Source organism: Bradyrhizobium sp. MV1.5, assembly GCF_055807615.1.
In genome coordinates, this window is sequence record NZ_JBVVPL010000032.1 from 32278 (window position 1) to 46463 (window position 14186).

The following is a 14186-nucleotide window of genomic DNA, read 5'->3' on the forward strand; positions in this document are numbered from 1 at the left end:
GCGGTGCGCAGGCGGGTTAAACCGGCCGCTCCCCCTTCACCGTCACGCGCGTGCCGGAGCGCGTGTGCGGCCAGTAGTCCCACATCGCGCGGTGCTGGGTGCAGCGGTTGTCCCAGAACGCGATGGCGTTCTCGGTCCAGCGGAAGCGGCATTGGAACAGCGGATTTTCCGCGTGTTGATACAGATAGGCCAGCATCGCATCGCTCTCGTCGCGCGGGATGCCGTTGATGTGGCGGGTGAAGCCGCGGTTGACGTAGAGCGCCTTCTTGCCGGTGACGGGATGCGTACGCACCACGGGATGCTCGGCACTCGGATAGGACGGACGGTCGGCGACGCCGTAATTGGCGTAGAGCCCGCGATAGATCGGCTCGCCGTCATGCAGCGCGGTCAGCCCGTCGAGATAAGCCTTCATCCGATCCGACAGCGCCTCGTAGGCCGCGTACATGTTGGCGAACAGCGTGTCGCCGCCGCGCGGCGGGCACTGCTTGATGTAGAGGATCGAGCCCATCGGCGGCTCGAGATCGCAGGACACGTCGGAATGCCAGCCCTCGCCGTTGGCGCGCGGCGAGTTCGCATCCGCATAGATCTTCATCAGCGCCGGGTCTTCATCCTCGTGCGGTGCGGCGGGATGGAAATGCAGCTCGCCGAACTTGCGGCCGAAGGCGAGATGCTGTTGTGGCGTGATGTGCTGGTCGCGGAAGAAGATGACGAGATTTTCGGCGAGCGCGCGATGGACCTCGTCCATCTGCCGGTTGGACCGGGCATCGTCCGAAACCAGCTTGCCGATATCGACGCCGGAGATTTCCGCGCCGATGATGGGGGTGAGCTTTTCGACCGCGATGGTCTCGTAAGGCGCGCCGTCGTCCGTCGTGTGGCGATAGCGCGGGCCCTGCTTGCCGGCGAGTGAGCTCATGGCGTGTCTCCCGATCGTTCTTGATTGGGAGCATCGTAGCCCGGATGGAGCGAAGCGCAATCCGGGTTGAGTTCGTCAGCTTGCGAGAACCCGGATTTCGCTTCGCTCCATCCGGGCTACACGCCGCAAAAGCGGAGCAATACTACTCCGCCGCGGTCACCGGCACCTTGGCGCCCTGGCCGTAGCGCTGCTCGATGTAGTCGATCACGAGCGCCTTGAAGTCGGCGGAGATGGTCGGGCCGCGCAAGGTGCGGAACTTCTTGCCGTCGACGAACACCGGAGCAGCCGGCGCCTCGCCCGTGCCCGGCAGCGAGATGCCGATATTGGCGTGCTTGGATTCGCCGGGGCCGTTGACGATGCACCCCATCACCGCGACGTTGAGCTCTTCCACGCCGGGATATTTCGTCTTCCAGGTCGGCATCTCGTCGCGGATGAAACCCTGGATCGAACTGGCCAGTTCCTGGAAGGTGGTCGAGGTCGTGCGGCCGCAGCCGGGGCATGCCGCAACCAGCGGCACGAAGGTGCGGAAGCCCATGGTCTGCAAGAGCTCCTGGCCGACCTGCACCTCACGGGTGCGGTCGCCGCCGGGCTCCGGCGTCAGCGAGATCCGGATGGTGTCGCCGATGCCCTGCTGCAACAGGATGCCGAGCGCCGCCGAGGACGCCACGATGCCCTTGGTGCCCATGCCGGCCTCGGTCAGGCCGAGATGAATCGCGTAATCGGAACGGCTGGCGAGATCCTGATAGACCGCGATCAGATCCTGCACGGCCGAGACCTTGGCCGAGAGGATGATGCGATTCTTGGGCATGCCGAGCTCTTCGGCGCGCGCGGCCGAGAGCAGCGCGGACTGCACCATGGCCTCGCGCGTCACCGCGCGCACGTCGCGCGGATCGGCGGACGCGGCGTTCTCGTCCATCAGCTTGGTCAGCAGCTCCTGGTCGAGCGAGCCCCAATTGGCGCCGATGCGCACCGGCTTGTTGTTCTTGTTGGCGATCTCGATGATGTCGGCGAACTGGGTGTCGCGCTTGTCCTTGAAGCCGACATTGCCGGGATTGATGCGATATTTGGCGAGCGCCTCGGCGCAGGCCGGATAGGCCGCGAGCAGCTTGTGGCCGATATAGTGAAAGTCGCCGATCAGCGGCGTGGTGATGCCGCGTTTAAGCAGCCCGTCGCGGATGTGCGGGACGGCGGCGGCGGCCTCCTCACGGTCCACGGTGATGCGGACCATTTCAGAGCCGGCGCGGGCGAGCGCTGCGACCTGGGCGATGGTGCCGTCGATATCGGCGGTGTCGGTGTTGGTCATCGACTGCACGACGATCGGGGCACCGCCGCCGACGGCGACGTCGCCGACCTTGACCTGGGTGGTCCGGTGCCGGGGCGCGGGGCCCGCAACGTCGGAATCGATGGTGTTTTCGAGCTTGTTCATGGCGTCCAAATATCAGGTTTTGGTGACGTTCAGCAATGCATCGCGCGGTGCCGCAGCGGATTGGCTGGGACGGTTAACCAGAAAAAGCCCAGCAATGACAAGGACGGCGGCAGCCCCGAATGTCAGGTTCAGCGTGTCGTGCATGATGAAATAGCTACCCACCACGCCAAACAAAGGGGTGATGAAGGTAAAAGCCGACAATTTGCTGGCCGAATAGGTCTTCACCAGCGCGAACCAAAGCGTGAACGTGGTTCCCACGACCCAGATCGCCTGGAAGGCAATCAGGCCCAGCGACAGCGGCGACGGGGTGTGGGGGATGGTCTCCCCGAACAGCCAGGCGGCCAGCCCCAGGATCGGGATCGAGGTCGCGACCTGATAGCCCAACGCCTTCTCGGGCGCGGCGAAGCGCAGCCGCGTTCCCTTGGCAACCAGCGTGGTCGCCGCCCACAGCGCGGCGCCGCCGACGATCATGAGGTCGCCGAGCAGGACATGCGAATCGACATTGGGCTGCGGCACGCCGATCGCGAGTGCGACACCGGCAAAGCTGATGGCGAGCCCCAGCCATTGCGTCCCGCCAAGCCGCTCGCCAAGAACCTGGTAGGAGCCGAGCGCGACGAAGAACGGCGCGGTGTAGAGGAACACGACCGCCCGCGATGCCGGCGTGAAGCGCAGGCCCTGGAAGATCAGAACGAACTCGATGCCGAACATCAGTCCCGCGATCACGCCGGGCTTCCAGGTGCCGTCGCGCTCAAAGAATTTAACGCCGCGCAAGCTGCCGATGATGAACAGCACCGGCAGCGCGCCCATCGAGCGGAACGTGGCCTGAAGCATCGGCGGAATGTCCGGCAGCACCAGCTTCACCGCGATCTGGTTGAATCCCCAGGTCAGGCACAGCATGAGCATCAGGGCGATAGCGCCGGCACTGAGGGGACGACCGGCGGACGGTATGGCTTGAGGTGAGGACATTTCTTCCCGAAAAACCGGCTTTTGCGCCGTTGTTGCTCTATGCAGCTTTCTGACAATGCGCACAAACGCCCGTGATTTCCACCACGGACAATTTGGGAGCGAAGCCTGAACTGCGCGCGGCGGCGTTGAGGTCCCTGGCGAAAGAAGCCGACGGAATCTCACCGACCAGGCCACAGCGCTCGCAGATCAGGAACGTCACCGCCGAGGTCGCGTCGTGGTCGTGAGCGGCGCAGGCGAGATAGGCGTTGCGGCTTTCGATGCGGTGCACGAGGCCGTTGGCCATCAGGAAATCGAGAGCACGATAGACCGTGATCGGCGCCGGCCGCGGCATCGATTTCGCCAGTTCGTCGATCACCTCATAGGCGCCGAGCGGCCGGTGGCTCGAGAGCAGCGCCCCCAGCACATGGCGGCGTATCGGCGTGAATTTCTGCGCGCGCTCTCCGCAAACGGCCTCGGCATGCGCCAGCGCATCCGCGGTGCAGCGGCCGTGATCGTGGTCGGGCGCGGGAAATGCCGGTTTTGCGAGGGTCATGCGACGGCCTTCTAGCATTTCGAAGGGGGAACCCAAAGCAGGACCGGTGATGTGGCCATCAGCCATGCTCGCCCTGCGGGACAGTGTCCCGCAAACCCACCATGAAAATAATCATAAGCTTGCTTATAATATCCTAAGCTTATTGGAGACAAAGCTCATGAGCCTAGGGCCCGTGGACCAGAATTTCCTGTTTACACTCGCCGAGGTCTATCGCCTGCTCCGGGTTTATGCCGACAAGGAAGCCTCGCGCTTCGGCATCACTCGCGCGCAATGGGCGGTGCTGGCCAAGGTCGAGCGCAGCGAAGGCATGAAGCAGTCGGAGCTCGCCGAGCTTCTCGAGGTGCAGCCGATCACGCTGACGCGCCTGATCGACAAACTCTGCGGAAGCGACTGGATCGAGCGACGCAACGATCCTTCGGATCGCCGCGTCAAGCGGTTGTACCTGAAGAAGGCCGGGCGGCAGTTGCTGGGGCGGATGAGCGGGCTGAAGTCCGAGCTCACGGCCAACGCGCTCGACGGCATCACGCCGGCGGACGCCCATCGCCTCCTCACCCAACTCGAAACAATCAAGGAAAACGTGCGGTCCGCGATCCAGACCAGCGGAGCGGAACAAGCGCGTAAGGAGCAACGCTATGGCTGATCAGGTTCTCAAGTTCCAGCCCGAGCAGAAAATCGACGGCGGCAAGCCCACCAAGAAAGCCGGCACCAATCCGCGCCGCCGCTTGGTGGCGGGCCTGCGCCGCTATCGCCGCGTGCTGCTCCTGGTCGTGCTGCCGGTCGTCGTCGCGGTTGCGGGCTTCACCTTTTATCTCAATGGCGGCCGTTACGTCGGCACCGACGATGCCTATGTCGGCGCGCAGAAGGTGCTGGTGACGCCCGATATCTCCGGCAAAATCCAGAAGGTCGTCGTCAAGGAGGGCCAGATCGTCAAGCACGGCGACGAGCTGTTCGAGATCGACCCCGCTCCGTTCCGTCATGCATTGGAAGAAGCCAAAGCGCAACTCGCCCAAGCCCGCGTCACCTATGACAATCTCGTTGCCAACATCAAGATCTACGGTGACATGCTCAATCTCGCCCAGCAGGGCATGGACCTGAAGCAGCGCGACGTCGAGCGCAAGCAGGCGCTGGTGAAGAACAATTACGGCTCGCAGCTCGATCTCGACAACGCGTCGAACGCACTGGTGACCGCCGGCGCGCAGGCGCAATACATCAAGCAGCAACTCTCCAACGCCAAGACCCAATTGCTCGGCAATCCCGAGTTGCCGCTGGAGCAATTCCCCGCCTACGCGCAAGCCAAAGCCAAGCTGGACGATGCCCAGCGCAACCTCGACCACACCGTGCTGCGCGCGCCCATGGATGGCGTGGCAACCCAGGTCGAGCAGATCCAGCTCGGCCGTTACGTCGCCGCCGGCACGCCGGTGTTCTCCATCATCGATGTCGCTCATCCCTGGGTCGACGCCAATCCGAAGGAGAGCGACCTCACCTACGTCACCGAGGGACAGCCGGTCACGCTCGAGGTCGACGCGTTCCCGAACCATACCTTCAAGGGCAAGATCGGCTCGCTCTCGCCCGGCACCGGCGCGCAATTCGCGATCCTGCCGCCGCAGAACGCCAGCGGCAATTTCGTCAAGGTGGTGCAGCGCGTGCCGATCCGCATCTATTTCGACGAGACCGACAAATCCGTGCGCAAGCTGAAGGCCGGCATGAGCGTCTACGCCACCATCGACACCGGCCACCAGCGCTCGCTCGCCGGCCTGCTCGGCCTGTCGGCCACCGCGAGCCAAGACAAAGACCAAGACAAGGACTGATCCGGTGTCCGGCCCGAATGCCCATTTGATGGTTCCCGGCCTGCGCCGGAACATGGTGACGATCTGCGCCATGACGGCAACCATCATGCAGGCGCTGGACACCACCATCGCCAACGTCGCCCTGCCCTACATGCAGGGCACGCTGTCGGCTTCGCAGGACCAGATCAACTGGGTGCTGACCTCCTACATCGTCGCCGCCGCGATCATGACGGCACCGGTGGGCTGGATCGCCAACCGCTTCGGCCGCAAGCGCATCTTCATCATCTGCTCGGCCGGCTTCACCATGGCATCGGTGCTGTGCGGGCTTGCGCAGGACATCAACCAGATGGTGCTGTTCCGCCTGCTGCAGGGCGTGTTCGGCGCCGCCCTGGTGCCGTTGTCGCAATCGGTGATGCTCGACTATTACACGCTCCAGGAACGCGCCAAGGCGATGTCGATCTGGGGCATGGGCGTGATGATGGGGCCGATCATGGGCCCATCGCTCGGCGCCTGGCTGACCGAGACTTATTCCTGGCACTGGGTGTTCTTCGTCAATCTGCCGTTCGGCGCCATCACCGTGATCGGGCTGATCGTCTTCATGGACGAGACCAGGAAGGATCTCAGCCTGAAATTCGACTGGTTCGGCTTCGCGGCGCTGGCGGTCGCGATCGGCTCGCTTCAGCTCGCGCTCGACCGCGGCGAGCAACTAGGCTGGCTCGAATCGGGCGAGATCCTTGCGGAGTTCATCGTCTCGGCCGTCGCCTTCTACTTCTTCATCGCACATTCCTTCACGACCTCGACACCGTTCATCCGCTTCGCGCTCTTCAGGGATCGCAACTTCGTCACCGGCTGCATGTTCATGGTCGTGATGGGCCTCGTGCTGTTCTCGACCATGGCGCTGGCCTCGCCCTACATGCAGAACGTGATCGGCTATCCCATCATTACCGCGGGCCTGCTGCTGGCGAGCCGCGGCTTCGGCACTTTCTTCGCCATGATGCTGGTCGGCCGCATGATGCGTTATGTCGAGGCCCGCACGCTGATCATCACGGGCCTGACGCTGACCGCGGGCTCGCTGTTCCAGATGACCGGCTGGACCGATCTGACCCAGGTGCCGGAGATCGTGACCGTCAGCGTCATCCAGGGCTTCGGCTTCGGCCTGGTCTTCGTGCCGCTATCGACGGTGGCGTTCCTGACCTTGTCGAACGAGCTGCGCACCGACGGCACCGCGATGCTGACCCTGATGCGCAACGTCGCGAGCTCGGTGGGCATTTCCGTCGTCATCGCCCAACTGACGCAGGGCACGCGGCGGACCTACGCGATCCTGTCCGAGCATATCAATCCGTTCAACCATGCGCTCCAGATGCCCAGCGTCAGCGGCATGATCAATCTCTCCACCGACGCCGGCCGCGCCATGGCCGATCGCATGGTCAGCGTGCAGGCGCAGATCATCGCCTTCGCGCACGACTACCAGCTGGTGATGTTCTTCATCCTCTGCACCATCCCGCTCGCCCTGCTGATCGGCTCGACCAAGGCCACCCTGCGCAAGCAGGCGGCCGGGCCGGAACATGCGGTGATGGAGTAGCGTGGGTCACAACTTCCGCCGTCGTCCTGGACAAGCGCAGCGCAGATCCAGGACCCATTAGCCCGGCGAGGAGTTTGGTGGTAACTCGTAGTTTCGAGCATCGCACCACAACCTTTCCCTGGGGTAATGGGTCCTGGCTTTCGCCAGGACGACGGCGAGCATGCGGCACCAACTACCCCAACAACTCCTCGCAGCCCAAATCCTCGACCGCCATCATCACGCGCTCCAGATTATTCCACCAGATCACCGGCGGGATGTTGGTGCTCCATTGCCGGACCGGCTTGGTGATGTGCCAGAGCACCGACCAGCGATAGTCCTGATCGAGCGCGCCACGCGTATAGCCGCTGACGCCGTGCGCGATCAGCGTGTCGTGGTAATGGTTGAGCAGAAGGCGTTCCAACGCCTGCCGGCGTTCCGGGTACCAGTGCAGCGCCACCATGTAGGCGAGGTCGTGGGTCGGCACGTTGATATCCCACAGGTCGAAGTCGAAGAGGCGGACAGTGTCGGACACGCCGGCACGCGGCAGCAGAAAATTCCAGATATGGGCATCGCCATGGGTGACGGTGAGGTGCCGGTGCGAATGGTAGCGCAGTGACATCCTGTCGGACTGATCGATGAAGCGGCGGTAGAGCGTGCGGCGCTCTTCACTGAGACGATCGCCGAGCTGATCAGCGAACCGGTCGTAATGGGATGCGAACGTTTCCATGTGCCCGGCTGTATCGTCGGTGCTCGCCCAGATCCCGACGGTCTCGCCGAGACCAGCATGGTCCCACCACGCCGCATGCCAGCGCGCGAGCGCGGCGACGATGGCCATCGCCTGACCGCGCGATGGCGGCAGCGGCCATTGGGTCGCGATCTCGTGGCTATCGGTGAGATCCTCCAGCAGGAGATGCCAGGAGAGGCTCTCCTCGTCGAAATTCCCGTCAAAGCAGCGCGGCACCAACTGCGCGGGCGTTCTGGGTGCGAGCTGTGTGTAGTAGGCCACCTCGTGGCGACCGGCATTCGCCAGCGGCTTGGCGAACGCGGCATGCGGCGTCTTGAGAATCAGAGACTGCGGCGAGCCGGCGGATTCCCCGACATAACGCAGGCCGAGTCGGGTGATATGCGACACGACCGTGTCGCGCTCATGCAGGACCTTGACCTCGCGCACGGCACCGGCGTCCAGTGCGCCGGCCTTGCGCAGCGCCGCGGTGAGATTTGCCGCGTCCGCCACCTCCGGCAATCGTATTTCTGTCATGAGCGCCCGACCCCCGTCGCGTTGCTCCATTCTGCACAACCGCGCTGCCGGCCGCCAGCGGCTTCAGCCGCCGGCTTAAGCCGCAGCGGTCGAGTCGCGCACGGTCCTGACCACGACCGACCGGAGTTGTTCGAGATTGGCTGCCATGCCGGCGATCGCCTGCCTGACCTCCGCGGCGCGCTCGTTCACGGAGGCGGCGTCGCGGCTGACATCACCGATCTTGGCCGAGACCTCCTTCGCTGCGGAAGTCGATTCGGAGATCGACCGCGTGATCTCGCGGGTCGCGGCATCCTGCTCTTCCATCGCCGCGGCAACCGTGGTGGCAACGCCGTCGATCTCGACGATGTGGCCTCCCATGGTTTCGACGGCGTCGACTGCGGCCTGGGTCGAGGCCTGGATCTCGGCAATCAGCCGCGCGATCTCCTCGGTGGATTTGGCGGTCTGGTCGGAGAGGGACTTCACTTCGGCGGCGACCACCGCAAAGCCACGGCCGGCCTCCCCGGCGCGCGCCGCCTCGATCGTGGCGTTGAGTGCCAGCAGATTGGTCTGGCCGGCGATGCCGCCGATGAGGTCGGAAACCTCGGCGATCTTCTTCACCGATCCGGCCAGCGTCTGGATGGTCGAGCGCGCCTGTTCCCGACCGGCGACCGCCGATTTTGTAACCGTGCTGGTCCGCGCGACCTGGGTTGCGATCTCGCGGATCGACGCACTGAGTTCTTCAGCCGCGGCCGACACGGTCTGCGAGCTGCCGAGGGCCTGGTTGGAGGCGGCTGCGACCGCCTGCGACTGTGTCGAGAGCGACCTTGCGATCTCGGACAGACTGGAGGCGGCACGCTCCACGCCTTGCGTCGCGGCGCTCGCGGTGTCGACCGAGCGGCCGGTCTCGCGCTCGACGATTTCGGCCATCTGGTGCAGCGCCCCGCGCTTGGCGAGCGTTGCCTCCTGCTCCTTCTGCAACTGCTCCTCGCGCAGGCGGGAATTCTCGACCGCGGACTGCTTGAACACCAGGAGCGCGCCCGCCATCGAGCCGACCTCGTCCTGCCGGTGCGCGAAAGGAATGTCGGCGGCGAGATCGCCGGTCGCGAGCTTTTGCATCGCGCTCGTCATGCGCACGATCGGGCGCACCACGCCGAGGGCGACGCCGAGCAGGCCCGCCGCAATGAAGGCGAGGACGGCGGCGGAGACGCCGAGGAGGATATAAAGCATGGAGCGGTCGCGGTCGGCGGCCAGCTTTTCCATGTCGGCATTCTGCTTGTTGGCGCTCTCGACGATGCTGTCGATGACGGTGCGATGCGCGGTGTAGGCCTCCTTGAGCTGCGCGTAGGCGCGCTCGGAGGCGACCGCGTCCTTGGCCTTGAGAGCGGGGAGGAGCTGGTCCGACAACAGCTTCCAGAACTTCTGCACCTCGGCGTCGGATTTCGACACCAGGGCCGTCTTCAGGTCGGGCGAGAGGCTGGAGGTGACCCAGAATGCCTTGCGCTCGTCGTAATCCTTGCGGAGCTGGACCAGGCGCTCGCCATGAGCCGCCAGCTGGTCGGGCTCGCGCATGGCAAGCGTGGCCTCGAGATAAGCCTCGATCACATATTCCGGCGGCGGCAGGATGTCGGCGATGAGATCGTTGCCGAGCTTGATGTCGGAATAGAGCGGACCGCCGACCTTGAGCTCTTTCAAGGCGTAAAGGCTGGTGGAGACCACCGCGGTGAAGCCGATGGCCAGAACGACGCCGAAAGCAATGATTGCGGAGGAAAGCGAAAGGCGAATTTTCATGAAACAATCCAATGGGGCCGCGCCGAATCCCACGGACCCTAAAGGACTACGGTAAACACGGGATTGCATCGCGCGGAAATTGCGCCCACGCGAACTCCGAACAAATACGGGAAACGGCGTCAGGTGAACGGTTTCGGGCAGCGAAGCTTGAGCCCGTCCTCCGCTGTCGTCCCGGATCGGCGCTCGCCTGTCCGGGACGGCGCTGAGGATCACACGTCGAAAAACACCGTTTCGTTGTCGCCCTGAAGCCGCAGGTCGAGCCGGTACACCGGCTTGCCGGCCTCGCGCACGGCCGTCAGCGTGGCGCGACGGTCGGCGGGCACCACCGCCAGCACGGGATCGGCGGCATTGCCGGCCTCGTCGCTGAAATAGATGCGGGTATAAAGATGCCGCAGCATGCCGCGACCAAACACCGCAAGCAGGATATGCGGTGCCTGCGGCTTGCCGTCGGGATCGGGCACCGCGCCCGGCTTGATGGTTTCAAAGGAATAATTGCCGTCCTTGTCGGTGCCGCAGCGGGCAAAGCCACGGAAGCTCGCATTCGGCAGCGCGCGCTTGTCCTGCGGATCGGCGAAGCGCCCCTGCGCATCTGCCTGCCAGATCTCCAGCATGGCATCGGGCACGGCGACGCCATCGCCGTCGAACACGCGGCCCTCGATTCGGACACGCTCGCCGGTGACGTCGGGCGTCAGGGTCGAATTGGTGAACGCATCGTTCCAGGCATACTCGCCGGTCGGCGTCAGGCCGTATTTGAAGAACGGGCCGACGGTCTGCGACGGCGTGATCCCATTGTCCTGCACTTAATGGTTCTCCATAGGGGTGGCGTTCTTGCCGCGCAGCACGATGTCAAAGCGGTAGCACAGCGCCCATTCGGGCTGGGTGTTGTCGAGATCGAACGACGACACCATCCGCGCGCGCGCCTTCTCGTCCGGCACCGAATTGAAGATCGGATCGAACGGGAATAGCGGATCGGCCGGGAAGTACATCTGCGTCACGAGACGCGTGACGAAGGAATGGCCGAACACCGAGAGATGGATGTGTGCGGGACGCCAGGCGTTGTGATGGTTGCCCCAGGGATAGGCGCCAGGCTTGATCGTGACAAAGCGATAGTAACCGGAGGCGTCGCTCACGGTGCGGCCGGCGCCCGTAAAGTTCGGATCGAGCGGCGCCGGATGCTGGTCGCGGACGTGAACATAACGGCCGCAGGAATTGGCCTGCCAGATCTCGACCAGCGAACTCGGCACGCCGCGGCCGTCCTCGTCGCGCACATGGCCGTGCACAATGATGCGTTCGCCGAGCGGCTCGCCGGTGTGTTGGGTGGTGAGGTCGTTGTCGCCCTCGCGCACGGTCTCGTGGCCGTAGACCGGACCGGTCAGCTCCGACAGCGTATGGCGCATCGGGATCAAGGGCTTGTTCGGCGCGCGCTTGATCGAACTCTTGTACTCGGGCGACAGCGGCAGCGGATGCGCCGTGTTGCTCTCGACGGGATAGATGAATGTCATTGGCGAACTCCTCCCCGGCCCTTTTCCGACCGGTCAACGTTTCCGCCAATCATTATAGGATATAACTAATTGGGGGAAGCGGCTTTGAGCCCTATTTGATCGGCGGACGCGGCAGGACGGCCTCGCCGGCTTCGAGCCGGTAGACATGGTCGAGCGAATACCAGGGCGTCGCGACGTCGCGCCCGGTTGGGTGTGGTGTGTCATGGCGCAGGAACTTGCCGAGCAGCGCCTTGGTCACGCCGAACTGCACGTCGCTATCGATATGCGGATCGGCGGGGTCGTAGACCTGCGAGATCAGCACCTTGAATCCGGGTCTGAAAACCAACGCATGCAGGTGCGCGGGGCGATAGGGATGCCGGCTCTGCGCCTCCAGGAGGCGGCCGACCACGCCGTCGGTCGGAATGGGATAGCCGACCATCATCACGGAGCGGAACGAGAAGGCTCCGTCCTGGTCGGTCGTAAACTTGCCGCGCAGGTTCATGTCGGCCTGCTCGGGGTCCTGGTTTTCATAGAGACCAACCGGCGACGCGTGCCAGACGTCGACCTCGGCGCCGGCGACAGCACGGCCGTCCTTGTCCACGACGCGGCCGTTGACGAACAGTGGCGCGCCAGGGGTCTCGGAGCGGACGATTGATCCGCCATTTTCCACCCGCGGCGAGTTCAACCGCCAGAACGGTCCGAGCAGCGACTGGTCGGTTTCCGTGTTGCCCTGATCGCCATTGTTCAGCAGGCACACCAGCGGCGAGACGCCGAGCGAGCCTGCCATCAGCACGACCTCGTTATGCGTGTCGGTCGAGAGCTTGCCGAGTTCGGCGATGACAGCCGTGGCGTCGCGGAATTCCTTCTCGGTCAGGCGAACGTCGCGAACGAAACCGTGCAGATGCTTGACCAGGGAGACCATGATCTGACGGAGCCGGGGATCGGATGTCCGCTGCATCACCGCCAATGCCGCGGCCGTGACGTCCTGCTCGCCCGCGATGATCATGGCGCTACTTTCTCCCTGTCATTCCGGGATGGTCCGAAGGACCAGACCTCAGGTGCGCCATTGCGCACTGGGGAATCTCGAGATCCCGGGTTCGGTGCAAGTGCACCGCCCCGGGATGCCCGAACGCTGCGCATCCGGTCAGTTCAGCTTCTCGATCGCGACAGCCACGCCCTGACCGACGCCGACGCACATGGTGGCGAGCGCCAGCTTGCCGCCGCGCTTTTCCATGCCGTGCACCGCGGTGAGCGCGAGGCGCGCGCCGCTCATGCCGAGGGGATGACCGAGCGCGATCGCACCGCCATGCGGATTGACGAAATCGGCATCGTCGGCAACGCCGAGCTGGCGCATGCAGGCGATACCCTGCGAGGCGAACGCTTCGTTGAGCTCGATCAGGTCGAAATCGCTGATCTTCTTGCCGAGACGCGCCATCAGCTTGCGGGTGGCCGGCACCGGGCCGATGCCCATGATGCGCGGCGGCACGCCGGCCGATGCGAGGCCGAGGATGCGCGCGCGGGGCGTCAGGCCGTGCTTCTTCACGGCGGCCTCGGACGCCAGGATCATCGCGGCGGCGCCGTCGTTGACGCCGGAGGCGTTGCCGGCGGTCACCGTGCCGGGATTGCGCACGATCGGCCTGAGCTTGGTCAGCGCTTCCAGCGTGGTCTCGGGGCGCGGATGCTCGTCCTTGTCGACGATGACAGGGCCGGCCTTGCCGCCCGGAATGGTGATCGGGGTGATTTCTTCGGCGAAATAGCCGGCCGCGATCGCGGCGCCCGCGCGCTGCTGCGAGCGGATCGCGAACGCGTCCTGATCGGCGCGGGAGACCTGGAATTCCTCGGCGACGTTCTCGCCGGTCTCGGGCATCGCGTCGACGCCATACTGCGCCTTCAGCAGCGGATTGATGAAGCGCCAGCCGATCGTGGTGTCGAAGATCTCAGCCGAGCGCGAGAACGCTTCCTGCGCCTTGCCCATCACGAAGGGCGCGCGCGTCATGGATTCGACGCCGCCGGCAATCGCAAGCTCGATCTCGCCGGAGCGGATGGCGCGGCCGGCCGCACCGACCGCATCGAGGCCGGAGGCACAGAGCCGGTTCAGGGTCTGGCCCGGAACCGAATCCGGCAGGCCCGCAAGCAGGAGCGCCATGCGTGCCACGTTGCGGTTGTCCTCGCCGGCCTGGTTGGCACAGCCGAAGAAGACCTCGTCGACCTCAGCCCAATCAAGATTGGGGTGCTTGGCCATCAGAGCCTTGATCGGGGCCGCCGCCAGGTCGTCGGCACGCACCTTGGCGAGCGAGCCGCCAAAACGGCCGATCGGGGTCCGCACGGCATCGCAGATAAAGACGTCACGCATCGTTGTTCTCCCTGAATGCCGCGATCCGGCCTAAATTCTTCAATGTCGACGGAGTTTTAGGAGGGCGCCCGCGGCAGGTCAATTGACCGATGCGCGCGTGTTCCGAGGGGTGCGCAGGCGAGTTGCGCATGCCGCGGTGCGG

At 64.7% G+C, this 14186-nt stretch carries 13 protein-coding genes; 3 read left to right on the plus strand and 10 right to left on the minus strand.

All coding sequences use genetic code 11. The annotated features are described in order from the left end of the window. Positions 1-16 precede the first annotated feature (16 nt). From AC0L2J_RS25805 to AC0L2J_RS25820, 4 genes are all read right to left on the minus strand, one after another. A complete protein-coding gene (locus AC0L2J_RS25805) occupies positions 17-913 on the minus strand; it encodes a TauD/TfdA dioxygenase family protein (RefSeq protein WP_473394937.1) in 897 nt (298 codons plus the stop codon). A gap of 142 nt (positions 914-1055) precedes the next feature. After that, on the minus strand, positions 1056-2339 hold the full coding sequence (ispG, locus tag AC0L2J_RS25810; RefSeq protein ID WP_007615960.1) for a flavodoxin-dependent (E)-4-hydroxy-3-methylbut-2-enyl-diphosphate synthase: 1284 nt from the start codon (positions 2337-2339) through the stop codon (positions 1056-1058). 12 nt (positions 2340-2351) lie between these two features. Further along, a complete protein-coding gene (locus AC0L2J_RS25815; protein WP_473394938.1) occupies positions 2352-3305 on the minus strand; it encodes a DMT family transporter in 954 nt (317 codons plus the stop codon). A 37-nt stretch (positions 3306-3342) separates the two neighbouring features. After that, on the minus strand, positions 3343-3837 hold the full coding sequence (locus tag AC0L2J_RS25820; protein WP_007615963.1) for a Fur family transcriptional regulator: 495 nt from the start codon (positions 3835-3837) through the stop codon (positions 3343-3345). 157 nt (positions 3838-3994) lie between these two features. On the opposite strand from AC0L2J_RS25820, the gene AC0L2J_RS25825 reads away from it, so the two are divergent. The 3 genes from AC0L2J_RS25825 to AC0L2J_RS25835 are packed head-to-tail and all read left to right on the plus strand — an operon-like array spanning position 3995 to position 7206. Continuing rightward, entirely contained in the window at positions 3995-4477 is a 483-nt protein-coding gene (locus AC0L2J_RS25825) for a MarR family winged helix-turn-helix transcriptional regulator (RefSeq protein WP_473394939.1), read from the plus strand. After that, positions 4470-5645: an HlyD family secretion protein gene (locus tag AC0L2J_RS25830; RefSeq protein WP_063996471.1), complete on the plus strand. Its 1176-nt coding sequence runs from the start codon at positions 4470-4472 to the stop codon at positions 5643-5645. Before AC0L2J_RS25825 ends, AC0L2J_RS25830 begins: the two co-directional genes overlap by 8 nt. 4 nt (positions 5646-5649) lie before the next feature. Continuing rightward, on the plus strand, positions 5650-7206 hold the full coding sequence (locus AC0L2J_RS25835; RefSeq protein ID WP_473394940.1) for an MDR family MFS transporter: 1557 nt from the start codon (positions 5650-5652) through the stop codon (positions 7204-7206). Between the two features lie 172 nt (positions 7207-7378). Here AC0L2J_RS25835 and AC0L2J_RS25840 read toward each other — a convergent pair whose 3' ends face one another. From AC0L2J_RS25840 to pcaF, 6 genes are all read right to left on the minus strand, one after another. Continuing rightward, entirely contained in the window at positions 7379-8443 is a 1065-nt protein-coding gene (locus tag AC0L2J_RS25840; protein WP_473394941.1) for a phosphotransferase, read from the minus strand. 75 nt (positions 8444-8518) lie between these two features. Then, a complete protein-coding gene (locus tag AC0L2J_RS25845; protein WP_473394942.1) occupies positions 8519-10210 on the minus strand; it encodes a methyl-accepting chemotaxis protein in 1692 nt (563 codons plus the stop codon). Between the two features lie 209 nt (positions 10211-10419). Beyond that, the gene (pcaG, locus tag AC0L2J_RS25850) at positions 10420-11010 is read right to left on the minus strand and encodes a protocatechuate 3,4-dioxygenase subunit alpha (protein ID WP_007598143.1); all 591 of its coding nucleotides are present in this window, start codon (positions 11008-11010) and stop codon (positions 10420-10422) included. Next, a complete protein-coding gene (gene pcaH, locus AC0L2J_RS25855) occupies positions 11011-11712 on the minus strand; it encodes a protocatechuate 3,4-dioxygenase subunit beta (RefSeq protein WP_473394943.1) in 702 nt (233 codons plus the stop codon). A gap of 91 nt (positions 11713-11803) precedes the next feature. Next, positions 11804-12697 carry a dioxygenase family protein gene (locus tag AC0L2J_RS25860; protein ID WP_473394944.1) on the minus strand — a complete coding sequence of 298 codons (894 nt, stop codon included), beginning with the start codon at positions 12695-12697 and terminating at the stop codon, positions 11804-11806. 138 nt (positions 12698-12835) lie between these two features. Continuing rightward, a complete protein-coding gene (gene pcaF / locus AC0L2J_RS25865; protein ID WP_473249864.1) occupies positions 12836-14044 on the minus strand; it encodes a 3-oxoadipyl-CoA thiolase in 1209 nt (402 codons plus the stop codon). Positions 14045-14186 lie beyond the last annotated feature (142 nt).